Origin of the sequence: Paraburkholderia lebeckiae (assembly GCF_014201005.1) — a bacterium.
Classification (GTDB): domain Bacteria; phylum Pseudomonadota; class Gammaproteobacteria; order Burkholderiales; family Burkholderiaceae; genus Paraburkholderia; species Paraburkholderia tuberum.
Map to the genome: position 1 here is coordinate 374,592 of NZ_JACHDK010000001.1, position 24,282 is coordinate 398,873.

The 24,282-nt window shown below is 64.4% G+C and carries 24 protein-coding genes and 1 pseudogene; 17 read left to right on the forward strand and 8 right to left on the reverse strand.

The genetic code is table 11. The features are described 5' to 3' along the window. Nucleotides 1–215 precede the first annotated feature (215 nt). The 7 genes from bioA (at nucleotide 216) to HDG39_RS34575 (ending at nucleotide 6,282) form a co-directional block, all read left to right on the forward strand. Entirely contained in the window at nucleotides 216–1,577 is a 1,362-nt protein-coding gene (gene bioA, locus HDG39_RS01690) for an adenosylmethionine--8-amino-7-oxononanoate transaminase (RefSeq protein WP_184002710.1), read from the forward strand. Next, nucleotides 1,577–2,761: an 8-amino-7-oxononanoate synthase gene (gene bioF / locus HDG39_RS01695; RefSeq protein ID WP_184002712.1), complete on the forward strand. Its 1,185-nt coding sequence runs from the start codon at nucleotides 1,577–1,579 to the stop codon at nucleotides 2,759–2,761. The genes bioA and bioF overlap by 1 nt, the downstream gene beginning before the upstream one ends. Beyond that, nucleotides 2,758–3,498: a dethiobiotin synthase gene (gene bioD / locus HDG39_RS01700; protein ID WP_184002714.1), complete on the forward strand. Its 741-nt coding sequence runs from the start codon at nucleotides 2,758–2,760 to the stop codon at nucleotides 3,496–3,498. Before bioF ends, bioD begins: the two co-directional genes overlap by 4 nt. Before the next feature lie 52 nt (nucleotides 3,499–3,550). Then, nucleotides 3,551–4,651 (forward strand): biotin synthase BioB, encoded by a 1,101-nt coding sequence (bioB, locus tag HDG39_RS01705; protein WP_184002716.1) that lies wholly within the window; start codon nucleotides 3,551–3,553, stop codon nucleotides 4,649–4,651. Nucleotides 4,652–4,910: 259 nt separating this feature from the next. Continuing rightward, nucleotides 4,911–5,465: a PAAR domain-containing protein gene (locus HDG39_RS01710; protein WP_409259141.1), complete on the forward strand. Its 555-nt coding sequence runs from the start codon at nucleotides 4,911–4,913 to the stop codon at nucleotides 5,463–5,465. After that, nucleotides 5,465–6,052 carry a type VI secretion system amidase effector protein Tae4 gene (locus HDG39_RS01715; RefSeq protein WP_184002720.1) on the forward strand — a complete coding sequence of 196 codons (588 nt, stop codon included), beginning with the start codon at nucleotides 5,465–5,467 and terminating at the stop codon, nucleotides 6,050–6,052. The genes HDG39_RS01710 and HDG39_RS01715 overlap by 1 nt, the downstream gene beginning before the upstream one ends. A 38-nt stretch (nucleotides 6,053–6,090) precedes the next feature. Beyond that, nucleotides 6,091–6,282, forward strand: a complete 192-nt coding sequence (locus tag HDG39_RS34575; protein WP_184117198.1) for a hypothetical protein — start codon at nucleotides 6,091–6,093, stop codon at nucleotides 6,280–6,282. Nucleotides 6,283–6,377: 95 nt separating this feature from the next. Here the strand turns inward: HDG39_RS34575 and HDG39_RS01720 are convergent. Beyond that, nucleotides 6,378–6,650 (reverse strand): annotated as a pseudogene (locus HDG39_RS01720) (sulfate ABC transporter substrate-binding protein); the annotation flags it as partial. Nucleotides 6,651–6,653: 3 nt separating this feature from the next. Further along, nucleotides 6,654–7,256 carry an RBBP9/YdeN family alpha/beta hydrolase gene (locus HDG39_RS01725; protein WP_184002722.1) on the reverse strand — a complete coding sequence of 201 codons (603 nt, stop codon included), beginning with the start codon at nucleotides 7,254–7,256 and terminating at the stop codon, nucleotides 6,654–6,656. A gap of 315 nt (nucleotides 7,257–7,571) precedes the next feature. On the opposite strand from HDG39_RS01725, the gene HDG39_RS01730 reads away from it, so the two are divergent. The 6 genes from HDG39_RS01730 (at nucleotide 7,572) to HDG39_RS01755 (ending at nucleotide 11,746) form a co-directional block, all read left to right on the forward strand. Next, nucleotides 7,572–8,513, forward strand: coding sequence for a 2-hydroxyacid dehydrogenase (locus HDG39_RS01730; RefSeq protein ID WP_184002724.1), 942 nt, complete (start codon nucleotides 7,572–7,574; stop codon nucleotides 8,511–8,513). Nucleotides 8,514–8,628: 115 nt separating this feature from the next. Continuing rightward, nucleotides 8,629–9,555 (forward strand): hydroxymethylglutaryl-CoA lyase, encoded by a 927-nt coding sequence (locus tag HDG39_RS01735; RefSeq protein WP_184002726.1) that lies wholly within the window; start codon nucleotides 8,629–8,631, stop codon nucleotides 9,553–9,555. A gap of 34 nt (nucleotides 9,556–9,589) precedes the next feature. Continuing rightward, nucleotides 9,590–10,111: a YbaK/EbsC family protein gene (locus tag HDG39_RS01740; RefSeq protein WP_184002728.1), complete on the forward strand. Its 522-nt coding sequence runs from the start codon at nucleotides 9,590–9,592 to the stop codon at nucleotides 10,109–10,111. 5 nt (nucleotides 10,112–10,116) lie between these two features. Next, entirely contained in the window at nucleotides 10,117–10,362 is a 246-nt protein-coding gene (locus tag HDG39_RS01745) for a DUF1289 domain-containing protein (RefSeq protein ID WP_184002730.1), read from the forward strand. Further along, entirely contained in the window at nucleotides 10,359–10,832 is a 474-nt protein-coding gene (locus HDG39_RS01750) for a MaoC family dehydratase (protein ID WP_184002732.1), read from the forward strand. Before HDG39_RS01745 ends, HDG39_RS01750 begins: the two co-directional genes overlap by 4 nt. Beyond that, on the forward strand, nucleotides 10,829–11,746 hold the full coding sequence (locus tag HDG39_RS01755) for an MBL fold metallo-hydrolase (RefSeq protein ID WP_184002733.1): 918 nt from the start codon (nucleotides 10,829–10,831) through the stop codon (nucleotides 11,744–11,746). Before HDG39_RS01750 ends, HDG39_RS01755 begins: the two co-directional genes overlap by 4 nt. A 290-nt stretch (nucleotides 11,747–12,036) precedes the next feature. Here the strand turns inward: HDG39_RS01755 and HDG39_RS01760 are convergent, their stop codons facing one another. Beyond that, entirely contained in the window at nucleotides 12,037–12,975 is a 939-nt protein-coding gene (locus tag HDG39_RS01760; RefSeq protein ID WP_184002735.1) for a DMT family transporter, read from the reverse strand. 113 nt (nucleotides 12,976–13,088) lie between these two features. Between HDG39_RS01760 and HDG39_RS01765 the strand changes: the two genes are divergently transcribed. Then, the gene (locus HDG39_RS01765; RefSeq protein ID WP_184002737.1) at nucleotides 13,089–13,559 is read left to right on the forward strand and encodes an Lrp/AsnC family transcriptional regulator; all 471 of its coding nucleotides are present in this window, start codon (nucleotides 13,089–13,091) and stop codon (nucleotides 13,557–13,559) included. A 49-nt stretch (nucleotides 13,560–13,608) separates the two neighbouring features. Here HDG39_RS01765 and HDG39_RS01770 read toward each other — a convergent pair whose 3' ends face one another. Next, complete coding sequence (locus tag HDG39_RS01770) at nucleotides 13,609–14,499, reverse strand: alpha/beta fold hydrolase (protein ID WP_184002740.1); 891 nt, start codon at nucleotides 14,497–14,499, stop codon at nucleotides 13,609–13,611. 317 nt (nucleotides 14,500–14,816) lie between these two features. Here HDG39_RS01770 and HDG39_RS01775 point away from each other — a divergent pair, with 317 nt between their 5' ends. Beyond that, nucleotides 14,817–15,776, forward strand: a complete 960-nt coding sequence (locus HDG39_RS01775; RefSeq protein WP_184002741.1) for an NAD(P)H-dependent flavin oxidoreductase — start codon at nucleotides 14,817–14,819, stop codon at nucleotides 15,774–15,776. Nucleotides 15,777–15,813: 37 nt separating this feature from the next. Here HDG39_RS01775 and icmF read toward each other — a convergent pair whose 3' ends face one another. From icmF to HDG39_RS01795, 4 genes are all read right to left on the reverse strand, one after another. After that, on the reverse strand, nucleotides 15,814–19,194 hold the full coding sequence (gene icmF, locus HDG39_RS01780) for a fused isobutyryl-CoA mutase/GTPase IcmF (protein ID WP_184002743.1): 3,381 nt from the start codon (nucleotides 19,192–19,194) through the stop codon (nucleotides 15,814–15,816). Nucleotides 19,195–19,312: 118 nt separating this feature from the next. Next, on the reverse strand, nucleotides 19,313–20,245 hold the full coding sequence (locus HDG39_RS01785; RefSeq protein WP_018419218.1) for a LysR family transcriptional regulator: 933 nt from the start codon (nucleotides 20,243–20,245) through the stop codon (nucleotides 19,313–19,315). Between the two features lie 151 nt (nucleotides 20,246–20,396). Next, a complete protein-coding gene (locus HDG39_RS01790; protein ID WP_184002745.1) occupies nucleotides 20,397–21,482 on the reverse strand; it encodes a porin in 1,086 nt (361 codons plus the stop codon). A 505-nt stretch (nucleotides 21,483–21,987) separates the two neighbouring features. Then, nucleotides 21,988–22,524, reverse strand: coding sequence for a hypothetical protein (locus HDG39_RS01795; protein ID WP_311665044.1), 537 nt, complete (start codon nucleotides 22,522–22,524; stop codon nucleotides 21,988–21,990). A 230-nt stretch (nucleotides 22,525–22,754) separates the two neighbouring features. Here HDG39_RS01795 and HDG39_RS01800 point away from each other — a divergent pair, with 230 nt between their 5' ends. Both HDG39_RS01800 and HDG39_RS01805 read left to right on the forward strand, forming a co-directional pair. Next, entirely contained in the window at nucleotides 22,755–23,003 is a 249-nt protein-coding gene (locus HDG39_RS01800; RefSeq protein ID WP_184002747.1) for a hypothetical protein, read from the forward strand. 78 nt (nucleotides 23,004–23,081) lie between these two features. Continuing rightward, nucleotides 23,082–24,107, forward strand: coding sequence for a bile acid:sodium symporter family protein (locus tag HDG39_RS01805; RefSeq protein WP_184002748.1), 1,026 nt, complete (start codon nucleotides 23,082–23,084; stop codon nucleotides 24,105–24,107). Nucleotides 24,108–24,282: the final 175 nt, after the last annotated feature.

Genomic DNA, 24,282 nt, shown 5'->3' on the forward strand with positions numbered 1-24,282 from the left:
TAACTGCCCATTACTTTGACGTCGCTATCTCCGTTGATTGGCGAGCTTCCCTCACGAAATCGAACGAGCTGCATCGAACGATGCTAAACCTCGATGCCACCGCGAAAAACGAGCATTTCGCGGTTGATGCGCGCGACCAAATAAACCGCTAATCTCGACCCCGCGCACTCGCCGAGGCTTGCGTGCGTGGCAAAAAAGCACCTTGGAGTACCTCTTTGGAAAAGTCAGCAGTCCCCCCGGTCGCCCCTGAAGATTGGGTCGCCCGCAGCCTGCGCGCGGTGTGGCATCCGTGCACGCAGATGAAGCACCACGAACGTCTGCCGCTGATCCCCGTCGCACGCGGTCAAGGCGCGTGGCTGTACGATCGCGCCGGTCATCGCTATCTCGACGCGATCAGTTCGTGGTGGGTCAATCTGTTCGGTCACGCGAACCCGCGCATCAACGCGGCGCTGAAAGATCAGCTCGATACGCTCGAACACGCGATGCTCGCCGGCTGCACGCACGAGCCCGCCGTCGAACTCGCGGAACGTCTGCACGCGTTGACCGGCAACACGCTCGGCCACGCGTTCTTCGCGTCGGATGGCGCCTCGGCGGTCGAGATCGCGCTGAAGATGAGCTTTCACAGCTGGCGCAACCGGGGCTACGCCGACAAGCAGGAATTCGTCTGCATCGCCAACAGCTATCACGGCGAGACGATCGGCGCGCTCGGCGTGACCGACGTCGCGCTGTTCAAGGACGCGTACGATCCGCTGATTCGTCACGCCCACGTCGTCGCCTCTCCCGATGCGCGGCTCGCGCAAGCGGGCGAAACCGCCGCCGACGTCGCGCGCCGCGCGCTCGACCATGTGCGCGCGCTATTCGAGGCGCGCGCGAACCGCATCGCCGCACTGATCGTCGAGCCGCTCGTGCAATGCGCGGCCGGCATGGCGATGCACGACGCGTCGTACGTCGCCGGATTGCGCGCGCTGTGCGACCGGTACGGCGTGCATCTGATCGCCGACGAAATCGCAGTCGGCTGCGGCCGCACCGGCACGTTCTTCGCGTGCGAACAGGCGGGCGTGTGGCCGGACTTCCTGTGTCTGTCGAAAGGTATTAGCGGCGGCTATCTGCCGCTGTCGATCGTGCTGTCGCGCGACGAGATCTTCGCGGCCTTCTATCACGACGACACCGCGCGCGGCTTCCTGCACTCGCACTCGTACACCGGCAATCCGCTCGCGTGCCGCGCCGCGCTCGCGACGCTCGATCTGTTCACGAGCGACGATGTGCTCGCCGCCAACGCGCGCAAATCGGCGACCCTCGCGGCCGCGCTCGCGCCGCTCGCCGAGCACGCGCAGGTGCGCAATCTGCGTCAGCGCGGCACGATCTTCGCGTTCGACGCAATGATCGACGATCCTCAGCAAGCCAAAACGTTCTCGCGCCGCTTCTTCGAAAACGCGCTGCAACGCGAGCTGTTGTTGCGCCCGATCGGCACCACCGTGTACCTGATGCCGCCATACATCCTCGACGACGAAGAACTCGCGCTGCTCGCCGCGCGCACGCGCGACACCTTCGACGCCACGCTCGCGGAGGCCCGCTGATGCATCTGCTCGACACACTCGCCGAAGGCCTGAAGGAAATCGACGCGCGCGGCCTGCGCCGACGCCGGCGCACCGCAGAAACACCATGCACCGCGCACATGACGGTCGACGGCCGTGAAATCATCGGCTTCGCGAGCAACGACTATCTGGGCCTTGCCGCGCATCCGCAATTGATCGCCGCGATCGCCGAAGGCGCGCGCCTGTATGGCGCGGGCAGCGGCGGCTCGCATCTGCTCGGCGGTCATTCGCGTGCGCATGCGCAACTCGAAGACGATCTCGCTCAATTTGCCGGCGGCTTTCTCGACGATGCCCGCGCGTTGTATTTCAGCACCGGCTATATGGCGAATCTCGCGACGCTGACCGCGCTCGCGGGCCGCGGCACGACGCTGTTCTCCGATGCGCTCAATCACGCTTCGCTGATCGACGGCGCGCGGCTGTCGCGCGCGGATGTGCAGATCTATCCGCACTGCGACGTGGATGCATTGAGCGCGATGCTCGAAGCGTCGGAGGCGGACGTCAAGGTGATCGTGTCCGACACGGTGTTCAGCATGGACGGCGACATCGCGCCGCTGCCGCGTTTGCTCGAACTCGCCGAGCGGCACGGCGCATGGCTGATCGTCGACGATGCGCACGGCTTCGGCGTACTGGGCCCGCAAGGCCGTGGCGCGATCGCGCAGGCCGCGCTGCGCTCGCCGCATCTGATCTCGATCGGCACGCTGGGCAAGGCGGCCGGTGTCTCCGGCGCGTTCGTCGTCGCTCATGCGACCGTGATCGAATGGCTCGTGCAGCGTGCGCGTCCGTATATCTTCACGACCGCGTCGGTGCCGGCGGCCGCGCATGCGGTGTCGGCGAGTCTGCGCATCATCGGTGGCGAGGAAGGCGATGCGCGCCGCGTGCATCTCCAGCAACTGATCGAACGCACGCGCGCGATGCTGAAGGCGACGCCGTGGCTGCCCGTCGATTCGCACACGGCCGTGCAGCCGCTGATCATCGGCGCGAACGATGCGACGCTCGACATCGCCGCGTCCCTCGATCGCGCGGGGCTGTGGGTGCCCGCGATCCGTCCGCCGACCGTGCCGACCGGCACGTCGCGTCTGCGCATCTCGCTGTCGGCCGCGCACTCGCATGCGGATCTCGACCGGCTCGAGGCCGGCCTGCAACAAGTCGGAGCGCGCGCGGCATGAGCAACACGATTAACGATGACGGCGCGCTGTCGCTGTTCGTCACCGGCACCGATACGGAAATCGGCAAGACCTTCGTGTCGTCGGCGCTATTGCGCGGCTTCGTGCGCGAAGGCCTGCAGGCAGCCGCGATGAAGCCGATCGCGGCGGGCGCGTTCGAAGTGAACGGCGTACTGCACAACGAGGACGCGGATCAGCTCGACGCCGCGTCGAGCGTGCTGCTGCCGCCCGCCATGCGCACGCCGTATCTGCTGAAGGAACCGGCCGCGCCGCACATCGCGGCGGCGCTGGAAAACGTCTCGTTCGATCTCGAGCACATCGTCGCGTGCCACAGCCAAGCGCTGAAGCTCGCCGAGGTCGTCGTGGTCGAAGGTGTCGGCGGTTTTCGTGTGCCGTTGACCGCGACGCAGGACACCGCCGATCTCGCCGTCGCGCTGAAGCTGCCGGTGGTGCTGGTGGTCGGCCTGCGGCTGGGCTGCATCAGCCACGCGCTGCTGACTGCCGAAGCGATCGCCGCGCGCGGTCTAACGCTCGCGGGCTGGGTCGCGAATCGCATCGACCCGGACATGACCTTTCCCGACGAAAACATCGCGTCGATTCGCGCGCATCTTGCGCAAGCGTACGACGCGCCGTTGCTCGGCGTCGTGCCGCATATCAGCCCGCCGTCGCCGGAGCTCGCAGCGCAACAGCTCGACATTCGACGGCTTCTGCAAACGCTGCGCCAACTGCGCGCGGCATAGCGCTGCCCCGCAGCGCCGAACCCAAATTCATCCGTTTACGAGGATCGATCACATGACACAACTGAATATCGCAGCGGGCACCGCCGAACCGAGCGCCGCCAACAGCAATCCGACCGCAGCCGCCACTGAAGCGAAGCCGCTCGCGCGCTGGCGCGTCGCCGATATCGTCGCGTTGTACGAACTGCCGTTCAATGACCTGCTGTTTCGCGCGCAGCAAACGCATCGCGAGCATTTCGACGCCAATGCGGTGCAACTGTCGACGCTGCTGTCGATCAAGACCGGCGGCTGCGAGGAGGATTGCGCATACTGTCCGCAATCGGTGCATCACGACACGGGTCTCGTGGCCGACAAGCTGATGCCGGTCGACGAAGTGCTCGCCGCCGCGCAGGTCGCAAAGCAGAACGGCGCGACGCGCTTTTGCATGGGCGCCGCGTGGCGCAATCCGAAGGACCGCCACCTGGAGCCGATCAAGGACATGATCCGCGGCGTGAAGGCGATGGGCCTCGAAACCTGCGTGACGCTCGGCATGCTCGAAACGCACCAGGCACAGGCGCTGCGCGATGCGGGCCTCGACTACTACAACCACAATCTCGATACGTCGCCGGAGTTCTACGGCCAGATCATTTCGACGCGCACGTATCAGGATCGGCTCGACACGCTCGAACGTGTGCGCGACGCGGGCATCAACGTGTGCTGCGGCGGCATCGTCGGTATGGGCGAATCGCGCCGCGAGCGCGCGGGGCTGATCGCGCAGCTCGCGAACATGGAGCCGTATCCGGAATCGGTGCCGATCAACAATCTGGTGCAGGTGCAAGGCACGCCGCTGACCGGGACCGAAGCGATCGATCCGTTCGAATTCGTGCGCACGATCGCGATTGCGCGCATCACGATGCCGCGCGCGATGGTGCGTCTGTCAGCCGGCCGCGAGCAGATGGACGAGGCGTTGCAGGCAATGTGCTTCCTCGCGGGCGCGAATTCGATTTTCTACGGCGATCAGTTGCTGACCACGAGCAACCCGCAGGCGGAAGCGGATCGCAAGCTGCTCGCGCGCCTGGGGATTCGCGCTGAGGCTGCGCAGCAGATGCCGGTCGAGCAGAGCGAGTGCGAGCGTGGGTGTGCGCATGGGCACGGGGATCACGGCGTGGCGAATTGAGTCGCGGAAGCGCTGCACCGCATGCGCAGCGTGCGCGAACTAGTGGTCTGCGTCGCCGCATAGTGACGAAATTCACCCCGAAAGTTGGACGTTGATCCAATCTTCGGGGTGTTTTTCATGGCGAAGCTTTGATCACCAATTCAAGAAACCTAATCAATATACAAATTGCGTCAAATTAGGAATTGTCGCGATCGGTCTGATTTCAAAAATAACCTCGCACATGTAGGGTGATGCTCCTGAGCACTTCAGGAGAGCATGAATGCGTAGGGCAGCAGTACGACACGGTGACTCCACCACGACACGCGGATTCGTCATGGCCTTTTCGTCAAGCATCTCCGATAACGGCAAAAAGATTGCCCTGAGCGGAGACGAAGCAACATGCGGCAACTGCAAGGGCACGTTCAAGCTATTCGGCACCGGCAAGGGCATGTCCGAAAAAGGCCGGCATGTCGTTCTCGACGGCGATCGCGTGCTGTGTCCCTGCGGCAAAAACCGGGTGATAGTGGGCAGTAATCCGCGCGTCTTCATTGAAACTGATGACGGCCTGGCGCATAGCCAGGTTAGTGCTGCACTCGCGGCGGCTACATCGTCGCGGACGACGCTCGTATATGACGAGCAGGTCCGTGCCAGCGTGGTGGGTGCCGTGCTTCTGGGCTATCCGTATTACATTGAAACCGCAGATGAACGCATACAGTTCGGCCGTCTCGACACGAGCGGTCAATTGCCACGCATCTCGAGCGGCGCGATCGCCGCCGAGTACGCTGTATATTGGGGCGACGAAGCGCTAGCGAGGATGGTCGGAGTTTCCGACTAATGCCCAACCGAAAAACGGTAGTCAGGACCAATTCGACGCCCGGCTCCCAAAAGTCAATTCAGTTGAACGCCGTCACATTCCAGCAACTTTGGAATAACTATCCATCGCACGATCCGTACGACAATCCGGACTATCCTGACCAGTGCGCGATTCGCATGAGTGTGACCTTTCATCATGTCGGCATCCCGATGAAGTCGTTTTCCTCCAAGCTAATCACGCCGCTTGATGGACAGCCCAGCATTGGACGTATCATGCTCGACGGAAACGCAACGGCTACACGAGCCAATGAACTTGGCGAGTGGCTCAAACTTCAGCCCTTTGCCGGCATCGGCAAACCGGAGAACGTCACCGGAGCCGATTGGGTCACGAAAGTCAAAGGCCGTACCGGCATCTTAATGTTCGACCGGTACTGGAGTCGCGACACCGATTCGACGGGTAGTACAAGCGGCGGTCACATCGATCTTTGGAACGGCAACAGGTTGACGGGCTTCGGCACCGGACTCAGAGTCAGCTGGAACATTGTTATTCCGGGTATCTGGTCCGACTTTCGAAACTCGAAAACGATTCTGTTCTTTCCGGTGAAATGAGATTTTCAAGGACTCTCGTCGGCGTCACCCTGGGAGCAGTGTGCGCCACCCTACTGTCGTGGGTCGGGCTCTACCTGTACGGTGTTTTTCTGCTGCACGGCAAAGGAAGTATCTTCGATACCTCTCGCACAGCAGAAAACATCTTTCTGATTCTCTGGTTCGTGCTGGCATGCGTGAGCTCGATAGTCGGCGGTTATATCAGCTATTCGGGCAAACGCCACCAGGAGTGATGAGGGCACGTCAGCGGCATGACCGGACGGGCCGGCATGAGCAAAGTCATGTCCCCGCAACGCAACGAACCTGCTCCCGAAGCGAAACGTCGGCTTTACTTCCGATCAACAATGATCTGATCGAACGTCCCCCCATCGGAGAAGTGCGTGTCCTGCGCCTTTTGCCAGTTGCCGAACAGCTCCTCCACCGTGAACGTCCTGATCGGCTTGAACTCGGCCGCGTGCTTCGCAAGCACGTTCTTGTCGCGCGGACGCGGATGATGCTGAGCGATGATCTCCTGCGCGGCCGGCGACCACAGATAGTCGAGATACGCCTGCGCTTGCTTGCGTGTGCCACGCTTGTCGACGACCTTATCGACGATCGACACCGCTCACACGAGCGCATGCGGCGCGGTTTCGATCGCCTCTTCGCAAAAGCGCAGCGGCGCCGCGCAATGCACGAGCGTATCGACGAAATACTTCGCGCGCGGCCACGGACCGAACCCCGCCGCCGTGTTGATATGCCCCGCATCGCCGAGATTGACGAACGCGCTGCCGAAACGCTGCGCGAGATCGCGCGCGTCGGCGAGCGTCATCCACGGATCGGTTTCGCTGCCGATCAGGATCGACGGCACGCCCAGACGTCGCGCGTCGAACGGTCCCGCGGATTCGAACCTGCGCGGACTCGCAGGCGCGACGAACAGCACGCCGACCACCTCGCTGGCGAGCGCGCCCTGCTGCAACGCATGCGCGGTCGCGAGGCAGCCAAAGCTATGCGCGGCCAGCACGAATGGACCGCGTTCGCGCGCGAGCAGATCGCACAACGACTTCGCCCATCGCGCGAGATCGGGCGCGTCCCAGTTGGCCTGCTCGACGCGCAACGAGTGCGCGAACTGCCGCTCCAGCCATGTTTGCCAATGCGCGCCTTCGCTGCCGTGCAAGCCGGGAACGGTGACGAGCCGTGGCGGCCAGTTCGATCGGGTGCATGAAAGCATGTGCGTGCCTCGCTGCGCAAGGAATCCAGGCAATCATTGTCCCGTCCGGTCGCACATCGATGAACCAAGTTTTTGTGCTTTCGTTATCGGGCAAACGAAGAAATGCGCGGGTACGCGCGAACTCGACGCCCACCACGGCATCCATCTCGAAGCGCACGTCCGTGCGCAAACGCGCGCGATTCGCGTCGAAAAAGTAGAATGAAGCCTATTCATACCGGGAGGAGACCCGATCCCGCACGCGTCGTCCGATTGCCGTCGCGCGCTCCGGGTCCGTCCCGCTCATGCCCACATCGACGCCGACGCATTCCGGACCGCATGAAAATACTCTTCTACGCACCGCACACCGAAGCCGCCGCGTGGCTGCACGACTTTGCGCGCGCTCTGCCCGCCGCCGAGCTGCGCGAATGGAAGCCCGGCGACACCGGCCCAGCCGATTTCGCGGTGGTCTGGCGTCCGCCGCGCGAGATGCTGGCCGGACGCAATACGCTGCGCGCGATCTTCAATCTCGGCGCTGGCGTCGATGCGATTCTCGCGCTCGAACGCGCGCATCCAGGCACGTTGCCGCCCGAGGTGCCGTTGATTCGCCTCGAAGATACCGGCATGGGCGCGCAGATGGCCGAGTACGTGACGCATGCGGTGCTGCGCTATCTGCGCCGCTTCGACGAATATCAGGTGCTGCAAGGCGAGCGCCGCTGGAAAGTGCTCGAGCCGCATCCGCGCGCAACGTTCACGGTGGCTGTGCTCGGGCTCGGCGTGCTCGGCACGCAGGTCGCGCAAACGCTCGCTTCGTTCGGTCTGCCGGTGCGCGGCTATAGTCGCGGCGAGAAGCAGATTGATGGCATCGCGACGTTCGCCGGCGACGCGCAATTCGATAGCTTCCTCGACGGCGCGAAGGTGCTCGTCAATCTGCTGCCGCATACACCCGACACGGAAAGCGTGCTGAATGCGCGAGTCTTCGCGAAGCTCGCGCGCGGCGCACATCTGATCAACGTCGCGCGCGGCGCGCATCTCGTCGAAGCGGATCTGCTCGCTGCGCTCGCGAGCGGCCAGCTCGCCGCCGCGACGCTCGACGTGTTCCGCGAGGAACCGCTGCCCGCCGATCATCCTTTCTGGCGCGAGCCGCGCATCACGATCACGCCGCACACGTCGGCGCTGACGTTGCGCGAGGACAGCGTCGCGCAGGTCGCGGACAAGATCGGCGCGATGATGCGCGGCGAGCAGGTGAGCGGCGCAGTGCAACTGGAACGCGGCTACTGAGTGAAACCCGCGCCCGCACGCGTCGCAGGCGTGCGGGTTGAATTGAACTGCAGCAACGCGGCAGCACCCATCTGGATGGGACAGCGATAAAACCGCATCGGATCGGAGACACATCATGGCCTTACCGAAGCAAGTGAAAATCGTCGAAGTGGGTCCGCGCGACGGGCTGCAGAACGAGAAGGAATTCGTGCCGACCGCGACCAAGATCGAGCTGATCAACCGTCTGTCGGCGGCGGGCTTCCGCAACGTCGAGGCAGCGTCGTTCGTGTCGCCAAAATGGGTGCCGCAGATGGCCGACGGCGCCGACGTGATGGCCGGCATCGAGCGCCGCGACGGCACGATTTACTCGGTGCTGACGCCGAACCTGCGCGGTCTCGAAGGCGCGCTCGCCGCGCGCGCCGACGAGATCGTCATCTTCGGCGCGGCGAGCGAGGCGTTCTCGCAGAAGAACATCAACTGCAGCATCGCGGAGAGCATCGAGCGATTCGCGCCAGTCGCCGCGGCGGCGAAACAACATAAGCTGCGGATTCGCGGCAGCGTGTCGTGCGCGCTCGGCTGTCCGTACCAGGGCGAAGTGCCGGTCGCGTCGGTCGTCGACGTCGTCAAGCGCTTCGCGGCGCTCGGCTGCGACGAGATCGATATCGCCGACACGATCGGCGTCGGCACGCCGAAGCGCACCCGCGAAGTGTTCGAGGCCGTGACCGAAGTGTTTCCGCGCGAGCATCTGTCGGGACACTTTCACGACACCTATGGCCAGGCGCTCGCGAACATCTACGCGGCGCTGCTCGAAGGCGTCGAGATTTTTCATGCGTCGGTCGCGGGGCTCGGCGGTTGCCCGTATGCGAAGGGCGCGACCGGCAACGTCGCGACCGAAGACGTGCTGTATCTGATGAACGGCCTCGGCATCGAGACCGGTATCGACCTCGCCCAGGTGGTCGAAATCGGCGACTTCATTTCGACCGCGATCGGCCGGCCCAACGTGTCGCGCGCCGGTAAAGCGCTGCTCGCGAAGGCCCGTAGCGAAGCGAATACCTGCGTATAAACGCTCTATCCATTTTCAATCGGGATCCCCAACGATGAACGACCTCGCGTCCTTTGACTCCGACGATCTCGCCGCGCTGCCCGACTCGGCACGCCGCGTCGCGCTGCTGCTGCGCGAACGCGGTCACGCGGGGCGAATCGTGATGCTGCCGGAAACCGGCAAGACTTCCGCCGAAGCGGCCGCCGGACTCGGCTGCTCGGTCGCGCAGATCGCGAAGTCGATCCTGTTCCGGCGCCGCGAAGACGACACGCCGGTGCTCGTGATCGCGAGCGGCGCGAATCGTGTCGACGAAAAGAAAGTGGCCGCGCAGGTCGGCGAGATCGGCCGCGCGGACGCGAAGTTCGTGCGCGAAAAGACCGGCTATGCGATCGGTGGCGTGTGCCCGGTCGGTCACGCGACCGAGCCGGTCACGTTGATCGATGCGGATTTGCTCGCGCTGGAGAGCCTGTGGGCGGCCGCCGGTCATCCGCACGCGGTGTTCAATCTGACCGCGCAGGAGCTGATCTCGCTCACAGGCGCGCCGGTCGTCGATGTCGCGTTGCGCGAGCCGGCCTGAACACGATGGCGAGCGGCAACGATTACGACAACAGGGACGACGGCGGTTGCGTGCCATCGCCGTGCATCAGCGTGTGCAGGATGGATGCATCGACCGGCTGGTGCGAAGGATGCCTGCGCACAATCGACGAAATCGCCGGCTGGTCGACGCTCGACAACGACGCGAAGCGCGCGGTGTGGGACGCGATCGAAGTGCGACACGCGACGTTAATGGCGCTGCGCACGACATCGACGACGAAGGAGAAGCAATGAACGCCGCGCCGCGCATCGTGACGCCCGGTGAGACGTTCAGTTCGACGCTCGAGTTGTCGGTGGATTCGATCAAATCGTTCGCGACGCTCGTCGTCGATCTGAACCCGTTGCATCACGATGAAGCGTATGCCGCGCAAAGCCGCTTTGGAGGCTTGATCGCATCGGGCACGCAACCCACCGCATATTTCATGGCGCTGCTCGCCACGCATTTCTCTACTTACGCGCAACCGCTCGGCCTCGAATTCGATATCAAGCTGAAGAAGGCAGTGCAGGCGCACGACACGCTGACGATCACGTGGCGTGTGCACGACGCTCACTGGAAGCCGAGCCTGAACGGCGATCTGACCCATCTCGAAGGTTCGGTGGTCAATCAGCGCGGCGAGCTGATGTTGACGGGTACCTCGACGATCCTCGTGATGCCGAAGCCCGAGGCAGTCGCAAACGCGCACGCGAGCACGGCGACGCCATGATCGCGCTGCCCGCATCGATCCGGGTTTTCGAACGCGGCTGGCTGTCGTCGAACAACGTGCTGCTCGTCGACGACACATGCGCCGCGCTGGTCGATACCGGCTATGCGACGCACGCATCGCAAACGGTCGCGCTGGTACGCAATGCGTTGCGCACGCGGCCGCTCGATCTGATCGTCAACACGCACCTGCATTCGGATCATTGCGGCGGCAACGCACTGTTGCAGGCAACGTGGCCGTGCCGCACGCTGATTCCGTCATCCGAAGCCGATGCCGTGCGCGACTGGGACGAAACTCGCCTCAGCTTTCGCGCGACTGGTCAAACCTGCGAGCGCTTCGGCTTCACCGGCACGCTGGCACCCGGCGCACGTTTGCGGCTCGGCGCGCTCGACTGGCAGGTGCTCGGCGCGCCGGGCCACGATCCGCATTCGCTGATGCTCTATTGCGCGGACGAACGCTTGCTGATCAGCGCGGACGCGCTGTGGGAAAACGGCTTCGGTGTGATCTTTCCCGAACTCGAAGGCGAAAGCGGCTTCGCCGAGCAGCAGGCCGTGCTCGACCTGATCGCAACGCTCGACGTGCGCGTCGTCATCCCAGGCCACGGCGCGCCGTTCACGCATGTCGAAGCGGCGCTCGAACGCGCGATCTCGCGCGTCGCCTGGTTGCGCGCCGAACCCGCGCGCAACGCAAGGAACGCGCTGAAGGTGCTGATCGTATTCAAGCTGCTCGAAGTCCGCGAGATGAGTGTGGACACGCTTTTGCGCATGCTCGACGACGCGGCCGTGATGCGCGCCGCCGCGTCGATGCTGAAGCCGCGCGGCGAATGGCCAGCGTTGCTGAAGGGAATGATCGGGGAGCTCGCGGCGAACGGTGGACCGCTCGAAGTGGACGGCACGCGCATTCTCGCGCGGCCTTGAACGTGTGATTGGCCCGTGCGGCGGAAAAGCGCACCGGAACGCAAATCCGTTCCCACAAAAAGAAAACCGCTCGACGAAGCGAGCGGCCGAACATCTGTTGGACGTGATCAGCGTCGCTATCAATGATACGCGTGTGGGTTTTTGCATCGCATCGGTGATTTCCCTACAGAAATTTGATGCCACGTTTTACGAATGCATACACGATCTGTCATCGAACGGCGTTAGGCGCTTGAATGCTTGCGCGTTATTCCGGAATCCGTAGCAATATCCGATTGAATGTCGAATCGGCATCACGTGGACGATAATCGCTTTCTCTGCGGCACGATCCGCCACCCGAGATTGACGCCCGCCGCCGCCAGCAGAATCAGCGCGGCGCCGAGCACCTGAATCCATGCGAGCGTCTGTCCGAACGCAAACCGGTCGACGATGATCGCGACCACCGGATAGATGAACGACAACGCGCCTGTCATCGACGTCGGCAGCTTCTGGATCGCGCCATACAACAGAACGTACATGAGACCGGTATGGACGACGCCGAGCACGATCAGTTCGAGCCACTGCGCGCCGTTTGCCGGCAACGCGTCGAAGCGTACGAACGGCGCGAGCAACAGCACGCCGAGCGATACCTGGATCAGCGCGAGCAGATGCGGCGGCGTGCCCTTCAGCCGCTTCGTGATGATCGACGACACCGCGTACATCGCCGCCGCACCGACCGCATAGGCGACGCCGACCAGATACTGCCCCGGCACCGCGAGCACGGCCGGCTCGACCTTCACGACGAACACGAGCCCGACGAACGCGACCACGAGCCACGCGATCGTCGATGCGCTGATGCGCTCGCGAAACACCAGCGCGCCGAGCCCGACCAACATGAACGGCTGCGTGTTGTAGACGGCCGTCGCCATCGAAATCGACGCGCGTGAATACGCGGCGAACAGCAATACCCAGTTCACGACGATCGCCGCGCCGCCGAGCAACGCGAGGCCCAGCATCTTCCACGAAAACAGCTCGCGGCGGAACAGGCCGAGTACGGCGCACACGAGCGCGAGCGTCGCGCCGCCGAAAATGCAGCGGAAAAACACCACGTTGAAGGGGCTTTGCTGCGACGACACGACGAGCCAGCCGATCGTGCCCGACATCAGCATCGCGATGCTCATCTCCGCCGCGCCACGGCGGATGTCGCTGGATGTAGCGCTTGTGGTGGTCGCGGAAGCCTTGTTCGAAGCCATGATTCGATCCCGGATTAATGCCTGCATAACTGGCAGTGTAATTAATCCACCCGTGCGAATACATGGCTAAACTTAAGCGTTACCGCATTTTCACCTCATAAACGAAGGCCCTCATGAGCAAACGCCTTGCATCGATCACGCCGGTCGCACTCGACGACACCGACCGCGCACTGCTCGCCGCGCTCGCGCAGGACGCGCGTCAGCCGGTCAGCGAACTCGCGCGCGTCGTCGGCTTATCGGCGCCCAGCACGGCCGAACGCGTGCGGCGGCTCGAAGCGCTGGGCGTGATCGAGCGCTTCACCGTGCAGATCGATCCGCGCGCGCTCGGCTTCACGCTGCAGGCGGTTGTGCGCGTGAAGCCGCTGCCCGGGCAGCTGCATCTGGTGGAGGATGTGATCCGGCGGATTCCGGAGTTCGTCGAATGCGACAAGGTGACCGGCGACGACTGTTTCATCTGCCGCCTGTACTTGCATTCGATCGAGCAGCTCGACGAGATCCTGTCGAAAGTGACCGAGCGTGCGGAGACCAGCACGGCGATCGTCAAGTCGACGCCGGTCGCGCGACGGCTGCCGCCACTCGGGTAACGAAGGTCCATCGCAGGTCAAACGAAGGTCGCGCGAAGCAGCCCGGCGCTTATTGTTCGAGCGTCTCGAAAAACGACAGCATCTCGGCGACCAGTTCGTCCGGCGCTTCCTCGGGCAGATAGTGCCCGCACGATAGCGCGCGGCCGCTCACGTCGCGCGCGACATGCCGCCATTCGTCGAGCGCATCGAAGCATTTTTCGATCACGCCCTTGTCGCCCCACAGCACCCGCAGCGGACAGCCGATCTTGTTGCCGCGCTCGATATCGGCGCGATCATGGTCGAGGTCGATGCTCGCCGACGCGCGATAGTCCTCGCACATCGCGTGCACCGCACCCGGTTGCGCGAGCGCCGCCCGATACGCGTCGAGCGCGGTGGGATCGAACGGTGCGAGACCCGCGTGACGTCCGCCCATCACCGCGTCGACATAGGCGGCCGGATTTGCGCCGATCAACGTTTCGGGCAGCGGCTCGGGCTGGATCAGGAAGAACCAGTGGAAGTAGTGCGTTGCGAACGCGCGGTCGGTGGCTTCGTACATCGCGAGTGTCGGCGCGATATCGAGCAGCATCAAACGCTCGACCGCCTCGGCGTGATCGAGCGCCATCCGGTGCGCGACGCGCGCGCCGCGATCGTGCGCACAGACGAGGAAGCGCTCGAAGCCGAAGTGGCGCATCACCGCGACCTGGTCGGCGGCCATCACGCGTTTCGAATACGGTGCGTGCGCGGCATCGCTCGGCGGTTTGCCCGACGCGCCATAGCCGCGCAGATCGGTTGCGATCACCGTGAAGTGCTGCGCGAGCGGCGCGGCGCAGCGTTCCCAGATCAGATGCGATTGCGGATGGCCGTGCAGCAGAAGCAGAGGCGGCCCGGCGCCGCCCTTCACTCCGAAAATGTCGACATCGCCCACGGCGACGCGAAAGGACGTGAAATTTTCGAAGGCCATGACGTCTCGTTGATCGTTTGAGGTCCGTGCATTGTAGAAGGCCAACAGGTCCGTGCGAGGTGGGATATCCCACGCAGACATGGAACCTGAATACTCCTTCGAACCGTTCCAAACGGGCCTACCGCGCGCAGGTCGCCCACTTCGCCTATAATCGAACGACCGTTCTTAAATGTTTGGCGCGACTTCGGCATGCCGGTTTCGTTCGATTGCCACGCGCATTCGCCGGTCAACACGCCGCAAGCCGGGTGCCGCTAAACTCATTCATCTATTCGCCGGGCGCACGTCGCACCGGTTGGCCCAACCTGGAGACTCGCACCATGGCATTGCCCGCCGTTCTGCAAAACCTCGCGCTGCCCGTCGTCGCTTCGCCGATGTTCATCGTCAGCTATCCCGAACTCGTGCTGGCGCAGTGCAAGGCCGGTATCGTCGGCTCGTTCCCTGCCCTCAACGCGCGCCCGGCCGAACTGCTCGACGAATGGCTGACGCAGATCCAGGCGCAACTCGCCGGGCACAAGGCCGCGAACCCGGATGCGGTGATCGGCCCGATCGCAGTCAATCAGATCGTTCATCAGTCGAATGCACGACTCGAGCACGACGTGCGCGTCTGCGTCGAGCACAAGGTGCCGATCTTCATCACCAGCCTGCGCGCGCCGGCACGCGAGATCGTCGATGCGGTGCATAGCTACGGCGGCATCGTGCTGCACGACGTGATCAATCTGCGTCATGCGCAGAAGGCGCTGGAAGCCGGCGTCGACGGGCTGATTCTGGTCGCATCGGGCGCGGGCGGCCACGCGGGCACCACCTCGCCGTTCGCGCTGGTCGGCGAGGTGCGGCGCATTTTCGACGGTCCGATCGTGCTGTCGGGCTCGATCGCGAACGGCGGCTCGATTCTCGCCGCGCAGGCGATGGGCGCGGACCTCGCGTACATGGGCACGCGCTTCATCGCGACCAAAGAGGCGCACGCGGTCGACAGCTACAAGCAGGCGATCATCAATGCGAAGGCGTCGGACATCATCTACACGAATCTGTTCACCGGCGTGCACGGCAACTACATCCGCGAGAGCATTACGAACGCGGGCCTCGATCCCGACGCGCTGCCCGAATCGGACAAGACCAGGATGAACTTCGGCGGCGACAAGGCGAAGGCGTGGAAGGACATTTGGGGCGCGGGCCAGGGCGTCGGCCTGATGGACGACGTGCCCGACGTCGCCGAGCTCGTGCGGCGTCTGAAGAAGGAATACAACGACGCGAAGGCGCGGCTCGGCATCGCGCGCTGAGGTGTCGAACGGGGCGGCCCGGGCCGCCCCTCGCGGCCTACATATTCCGCCGATATTGCCCGCCCACCTCGAACAGCGCGTGGGTGATCTGCCCGAGCGAACACACGCGCACCACGTCCATCAGCACCGCGAACACGTTGCCGTCGTCGATCACCGCGCGCTTCAGGCGTTCGAGCGCCTCAGGCGCGGCGTCGCGGTGGCGCGCCTGGAAGTCGCGCAACCGCCGCAGCTGACTCTGCTTCTCCGCGTCGGTGGAACGCGCGAGCACCAGCGGCCGCGGCGCTTCATGCGGATGCGCGCTCAGGAACGTATTGACGCCGACGATCGGATACGAACCGTCATGCTTGCGATGCTCATACAGCATCGACTCGTCCTGAATCCGTCCGCGCTGATAGCCAGTTTCCATCGCGCCGAGCACGCCGCCGCGCTCTGTCAGCCGCTCGAACTCGGCGAGCACCGCTTCCTCGACCAGGTCGGTCAATTCATCGATCACGAAGCTGCCCTGATTCGGATTCTGGTTCTTCGCGAGCCCCCATTCGCGATTGATGATCAGCTGGATCGCAACTGCGCGGCGCACCGAATCCTCGGTCGGCGTCGTGATCGCTTCGTCGAACGCATTGGTGTGCAGCGAGTTGCAGTTGTCGTAGATCGCGATCAGCGCCTGCAGCGTCGTGCGGATGTCGTTGAAATCGATCTCCTGCGCGTGCAGGCTGCGGCCTGACGTCTGCACGTGATACTTGAGCTTCTGACTGCGCTCGTTCGCGCCATAGCGCTCGCGCATCGCCACCGCCCAGATGCGTCGCGCGACGCGGCCGAGCACCGCGTACTCCGGGTCCATGCCGTTCGAGAAGAAGAACGACAGATTCGGCGCGAAGTCGTCGATCGACATGCCGCGCGCGAGATACGCCTCGACATAGGTGAAGCCGTTCGCGAGCGTGTACGCGAGCTGCGAGATGGGGTTCGCGCCGGCCTCGGCGATGTGATAGCCGGAAATCGACACCGAATAGAAATTGCGCACGCCGTGTTCGACGAAATACGCCTGAATGTCACCCATCACCTTCAGGCTGAATTCGGTCGAGAAGATGCAGGTGTTCTGCCCCTGGTCTTCTTTCAGGATGTCGGCCTGCACGGTGCCGCGCACGTTTTCGAGCGCGGCGCGGCGCGTTGCGGCGAGTTCGGCTTCGGTCAACGGGCGGCCTTGCTGTTGCTCGCCCAGCGCGATCTGCTGGTCGATCGCGACGTTGAAGAACATCGCGAGGATCGTCGGCGCGGGGCCGTTGATCGTCATCGAGACCGACGTATCCGGCGAGCACAGATCGAAGCCGTCATACAGCGTCTTCATGTCGTCGAGCGTCGCGACCGACACACCCGAATTGCCGACCTTGCCGTAGATGTCCGGGCGCTCGTGCGGCTCCTCACCGTAAAGCGTCACCGAGTCGAACGCGGTGGATAGCCGTTTGGCCGGCATGCCTTCCGACAGCAGCTTGAAGCGACGATTCGTGCGCTGCGGATCGCCCTCGCCCGCGAACATGCGCGTCGGGTCCTCGTTCTCGCGACGAAACGGAAACACGCCAGCGGTGAACGGGAAATAGCCGGGCAGATTGTCGAGCATCAGCCAGCGCAGTATCTCGCCGTGATCGACGAATTTCGGCAGCGACACTTTGCGGATTTCGGAGCCGGACAGCGTCGTGACCGTCAGCGCGGTGCGGATTTCGCGCTCGCGGATGCGCACCACATGTTCGTCGCCCGCATAGGCGGCCACCGTTTGCGGCCACGCGTCGAGCAGCTTGCGTTCGCGCTCGCCGAGCGCGGCGCCGCGTTGGTCGATCAGCGCATCGAGCGACGAGGCGTCGCTGCCCGCCTCGCCGAGCATGCGGCGCGTCTCGACGATCTGCCAGCGTTCCCGCGCGATTTGCGCCTGCGCGTCGGCCCGCGCTCGATAGCCGCGTACCGTCTGCGCGACGTCGGCCAGATAGCGCACGCGCGCGGGCGGCACGATCGCATGCAGGTTGCTCGAAAAGCGCAGGCCTTCGGTCGCGCCGAGCCGTGCGCCGTCCTCGCCCAGGTCATGCGTGCGCAGCGCATTAGCGATGCGCCGGTACAGCGCGGTCACACCGTCGTCGTTGAAGCGCGACGCGATCGTGCCGAACACCGGCATCGCGTCGGGCGATGTCGCGAAGTCCCCGCGATTGCGCTGCACCTGCTTCGCGACGTCGCGCAGCGCATCCTGCGCACCCTTGCGATCGAACTTGTTGATCGCGACGAAGCTCGCGAAGTCGAGCATGTCGATCTTCTCGAGCTGGCTCGCGGCGCCGAACTCCGGCGTCATCACGTACAGCGATTCGTCGACGAACGGCACGATCGCCGCATCGCCCTGACCGATCCCCGACGTCTCGACGACGATCAGATCGAAGCCCGCCACCTTGCACAGCATCAGCGCGGCGGGTAGCGAATCGGAGAGTTCGGTCGATGCCTCGCGCGTCGCCATCGAGCGCATATAGATGCGGGCGCCGCCGCCCCAATCGCCGATCGCATTCATGCGGATGCGGTCGCCGAGCAGCGCGCCGCCGGATTTTCGGCGCGACGGATCGATCGCGAGCACGGCGATGTTCAGCGTATCGCCGTAGTCGAGCCGGAAGCGGCGGATCAGCTCGTCGGTCAGCGACGACTTGCCCGCGCCGCCCGTGCCGGTGATGCCGAGCACCGGGATGCGTGGCGCTTGCGCGAGCGTCGCTAGCTGGTCGCGCGCGGCGGCGTCGACGCTGTTCGTTTCGAACGCGCTGATCAGTTGCGCGAGGCGGCGGAAGATCGGCGCGGCGGGATCGGCAGGGTGCGAGCCAGCAGCAGTGCCAGCGTGCGGAGCATGGGCCTCATCGCAACGCGGCAACGGCCGCGCGGCCAGCTCGGCGAGCCATTCGGGCACCGGCGTCGGCCGCGCCGCGTCGGCCGCGCGCGCCCCTTCGACGCAGCGCGCGATCATGTCGTCGATCATGCCTTGCAGACCGAGCCGCTGACCGTCGTGCGGCGAGTAGATTTTTTCGACGCCGTCGCGTTCGAGCGCGGCAATTTCCTCGGGGACGATCACGCCCCCGCCGCCGCCGAATACCTTGATGCGCTCGCCGCCGCTTGCACGCAGCAAATCCACCAGGTAGCGGAAGTATTCGTTGTGGCCGCCCTGGTAACTCGACACGGCGACGCCGTCGGCGTCCTCGTTGAGCGCGGCGGTCGCGACTTCGGCGACGGAGCGGTTGTGACCGAGGTGGATCACCTCGACGCCGCTTGCCTGCAGGATGCGCCGCATGATGTTGATCGACGCGTCGTGGCCGTCGAACAGCGCGGCGGCGGTGACGAAGCGCAGGCGCCGGCCCGCGGGCAGCTCGTGGCTGCCGGCACGCTGCGGCGTGGACAGATCGGTCATGTCTCCCCCAGATCATTTGACTGACGGGTGTTCACAGTCAGTATATAGAAATGGGGTAACACGGCGCCGGGGCGCGGGGCGGGCGATTGGCGACGTATGTTCGGTGCTTCGCGAAACGCTACCGCACCGCCAACGCCTTGATCTCGTCGAGCGACGGCCACAGCGATTCGCTTGCGAACCGCGCCGCCAGAAAATCGACGAATGAGCGCACCTTGGCCGATAGATGCCGTCGGCTCGTGTAGACGACGTGGATCGGCAGCTCCCGCGGCGGCACCTGGTCGACGAGCAGCGGCACGAGCCGCCCTTCGGCGAGATCGCTGCCGATCACCTCGGTGCCCAGCATCGCGATGCCCGCGCCATGCAGCACGACCACGCGCTGCGCCTCGAGCTGATTGACGATCAGGTTGCCCGACAGGCGCACACGCGAGCCCGCGTCGCCGGTCGCGACTTCGAGCGCCGATACGCCCGCGTACTGCAGATAGTTGTGGCGCGCGAGATCGGCGACGCTCTTCGGCGTGCCATGCTTGCGCAGATAGGCGGGCGATGCGCACAGCACCAGATGCGCGGTCGCGATCTGCCGCGCGATCAGCGACGACGACTTGAGCCCGCCCGGCGACGCGCGGATCGCGACGTCGAAGCCCTCGTCGATCAGCTCGACGACACGGTCGGACAGTGTCATATCGACGGTGACCTGCGGATACTGCGCGGCGTAGTCCGCGACCGCGGCCATCACGTGATTCAGGCCGAACGCCGACAGCGACGACACCCGCAGCCGCCCGTGCGGCACGACGCTTGCCGCGCCGACCGCCTGGCCGGCTTCGTCGAGCTCGGTGAGCGCCTGACTCAGCCGCTCGTAGTACTCGCGGCCTGCCTCGGTCGGCGCGACGCGGCGCGTGGTGCGGTTCAGGAGCCGCGCGCCGAGCTGCTGCTCCAGATGCATCACATGCTTGCTCGCCATCGCCGCCGACATCTCCATCTTCTCCGCCGCGCCGACGAAACTGCCGGCTTCGACCACGTGGCGAAACACTTTCATGCTGACGAGGGTGTCCATCTGAGTCGCTCGCTTCAGGAATCAATCGACGCCATTTTGCCGGGTTTATCAAAAAGACGGCAGCAAACGCTCGTATTCGGCGGCAACCGAAAACGATAAAGCCCGCGTTCCGGGCGGAACGCGGGCTTTGCGGTGACACCGTGGGCCGAGATCAGAACTTCGCGCGCAACCCCGCACCATATGTATTGCCGCTCGACTGACCGGTGATGTGGTCATACAGGTATGCGGCATAGACATCGGTGCGCTTGGACAGCGGATAGTCGTAGCCGACCGCCGCCGTCTGGCGCGTCTGGTTCGAACCGCCGCCGTTACGCGAATACGCATACGACGCCATCACCGTGCCCGGCCCGAACGGCACCGTGACGCCGCCCTGTCCCGTGTTGACGTGCCAGCTCGTGACCTGCTGGTCGTTGTACGTGTACATGTACTGGCCGTACAGCTTGACGAACTTCAGGTCGTACGACACGCCCGCCTGCGCGACGCTCTGGCTGCGCAGACCCGGCACGCCCGACGTTTCGAAGCTGCCGAGGTCGCCCGGCACGTTGTTGAAGTTCACGTACTGGTACACCGCGGTCGCCGCGAACGGCCCGTGGAAGTACAGCACCTGGCCGCTCCACTTCTTCGCGCCGTTCTGGGTCGTGTTGCCGAGCGCGTACATCGCCGTCGCCGACAGACCGTTGAAGTTCGGCGACGCATACGACACCGCATTGTTCCAGCCCGAGTCGCCGGTCACGCCCTGGTCGGTCGTGTAGGTCGGGAACGTGCCGAGGCCGAGGTACACGTGATAGACCATCGGCGAGAACCAGTACGAATCGACGAACGGGTTGAACAGGATCGTCGACACGAACAGCGGCGTGGTCAGACGGCCGGCGGTCACCGTGCCGTACGGCGATTCGATGCCGACGTAAGCATTGCGCGAGAACGTCGTGTCGCCGGTGAAGCGGCCGTACTCGCCGGTTTGCGCGCGGAAGAAGCCTTCGATAGTGAAGATCGCCTTGTAGCCGTTGCCCAGATCCTCGGTCCCCTTGAAGCCCCAGTACGACGTCGACATGCCACCGCCCGACACGACCACCGCGGTTTTGCCACCCGGAAACTTCTGCGAGCCGACCCATTCGTCGACCTGGCCGTAGAGCTGCACGCTCGATTGCGCGAACGCCGACGACGCGCCCGCCAGCGCGGCGACGCATGCGGTGGCCTTGAGAGTAGTCTTCAGCGCGCTGCTGAGGCTTGTGTTCATGGATTCTCCAATTTTTGTCAAAAGGGTGTGGCTGTGCGAAAGGGGGCGCTCGCGCGAAACGTTGTTGTTATCCGTTCGATCGTCGAGTCAATCTGGGCGGGTCCCATCTTTGCGGACCATTTTTATAAACAAAAATATCGCTGCTTATTGCGGGTATATCGGTCTGATTAGTTTGGTCGGTTATCGGCTTGATACGACGCATCAGAGCGGACTGGCGCCGCCCGCTGGACGCAATGCGGCATGCGGCGAACGGCGCGCCACAGCGTGCGTCAACGGCTTAAATGACGGGCCGATGACGCGACGCGGCAGAATGCCAAGATTTGACGCTGACCGGTACTTCGATGCCGAGTGTTTTCAAAAAAGTGTGGCGTCGAAACGTCAGATTCGGGGCTACGGCGCAGAGGAAGGCGCGCGAAGCCGCGCGAGGGATCGCGGGAAGGGATCTGGAAGACGGGTTTCGGGACCGCGGTTATGGCGGTGCGATGGTTTGCGAAATCGCGCTCAGCTAATTCCGGTACGGTGAACCGCCCGGCTGCCGCGGATCGTCGGCTGGGCGTTGCATCGGGCGCGCAGCGCCACGCTCTTCGTTGTAGCGGGCAACGTCGGCGCGGATCGAGCCGTTGCGTATCGGCATGTTGGACGGGGGATGCGGCACCGGACGCGACTCCGCGCTGACCGGCGTGATCGCGCCCGCATAGCTGGACGGATCGCCGACACGGCGCATGCCGGACTTGTAGCTGCCGAAGCCGTAACCGAAATTGGCGTCCGCGATATTCGGGCTGCCGCGCTGCGCGCGTGTGTCATGAGAAGCCGTCGCATTGCGCGAGCCGCGCGGAGCGGGTGCGCCGCCCGCACCGGCATAACGGCCGTCGCCACGCATCTCCATGCGCGGTGCGCGCCCCGCAGCGTCGCGCGAATAAGCGCCGCCCGCGGCGGCACCGCCGCCATGCGGCCCATCCGTCCCCTTCGCATGGGCGAACGAGCACAGCACGGCGATGACCGCGCCCCACGCCCAGTGCCTCGTTCTCGACAACCCGTCCACCTTGTGACTCTCACGCCCGAAGACTTGCCTGAAATCCACCGTTCGAGCTGCGATGGACCTGTTGCGGGAGGAGAAAAGCGCCGCGTTCCTGTCGCGGCGCAGGGCATCCCTGCGGCGTTTGAACGAGTAATTTATGGTCGGGGGCAGAGGGTGTCGAGCCAAAAAGTGTTAGGTCTCGTCGGTGGATGTAACACCCTGTTACTGCGGCGTTTTTCCGCGCCGGAGCCCTCATGCGGACGCGCCTCGGCGGCTTGCTGGCCGGTGTTTTCGCCTGGTCCGCGCGGGCGCTGTTTGTTGCAAATAAACGGCGCTTGCAACGTCAACGGTTAAACGGTTTGTCGCGGGAAAGCACCTCGCCAATACTGAAACCTAGAGCGTCGCTCAAATGGGCTCGGCCTGATTGGGGAGTCAATGCGCAAATCTCATTAATCGATTCGGCAAATGAATTTGCGTTTTCAATCGGTTTTCGACAACAATAGCCGCTTTCCATTGGCATGGACCCCGCCCTGACAGGCCCGTCCCATGCTTACACCGCCTCATTGAATCGAGATTGCGACATGGCCCGCGCGAAATTCCTGCCCGATAACTTCACCCTGTGCCTCGTCGGCACCGTGATCCTCGCCAGCTTCCTGCCCGTTCATGGACAGGCCGCCGTGGGGTTCGACTGGGTGACGAACATCGCGGTCGGCCTGCTGTTCTTCCTGCACGGCGCCAAGCTGTCACGCGAGGCGATCATTGCGGGCGCGACGCACTGGCGCCTTCACGTCGTGGTGCTGCTGAGCACGTTCGCGCTGTTTCCGCTGCTCGGCCTCGCGCTTAAACCGGTCCTTTCGCCGCTGGTCACGCCGTCGCTCTACGCCGGCGTCCTCTTCCTCTGCACGCTCCCATCGACGGTCCAGTCGTCGATCGCGTTCACGTCCATTGCCAAGGGCAACGTGCCGGCCGCGGTATGCAGCGCGTCCGCCTCGAGCCTGCTCGGCATCTTCGTCACTCCAGCACTCGTCAGCGTCATCGTGACGAATCAGGCCGCGAGCGGCGGTGCATCGCCGTGGCACACGATCGGCAACATCGTGCTGCAACTGCTCGTGCCGTTCGTTGCGGGCCAGTTGCTGCGCCCGCTGATCGGCAAGTGGATCGAGAAGAATCGCGGCGTGCTGAAGTTCGTCGACCAGGGCTCGATCCTGCTCGTCGTGTACGGCGCGTTCAGCGAGGCCGTCACCGAAGGCCTGTGGCACACGATTCCGCTGTCGGCGCTCGGCGGCCTCGTCGTGGTAAACGCCGTGCTGCTCGCGCTCGCGCTGGCCGTGACGATCTTCGCGAGCAAGCGGCTCGGCTTCAACCGCGCGGACCAGATCACGATCATCTTCTGCGGCTCGAAGAAGAGCCTCGCCGCCGGCGTGCCGATGGCCAAGGTGATCTTCGCGTCGCATGCGGTCGGCGCCGTGGTGCTGCCGCTGATGCTGTTCCACCAGATCCAGCTGATGGTCTGCGCCGCGCTCGCGCAACGCTGGGGCGCCCGCGACCTCAGCGGCGAGAGCAATGCCGCGGCGCGGCGACCCGCCGCCGCCGTCGCGCGCCGTTGAAAACACACGCAATGCAAACAGGACATTCATAAGCGCCCTCCCTGAGCGTCGTTTTGATCGTGTAAAGCAAGCCGCCTTCGGGCGGCTTTTCTTTTGGCTCCTCACTGGCCTTTGTCGTTATTTCACGCGCAAACGCTCTCGCTGTCGCCTCGGCCGGATGGCATAGGACAATTCT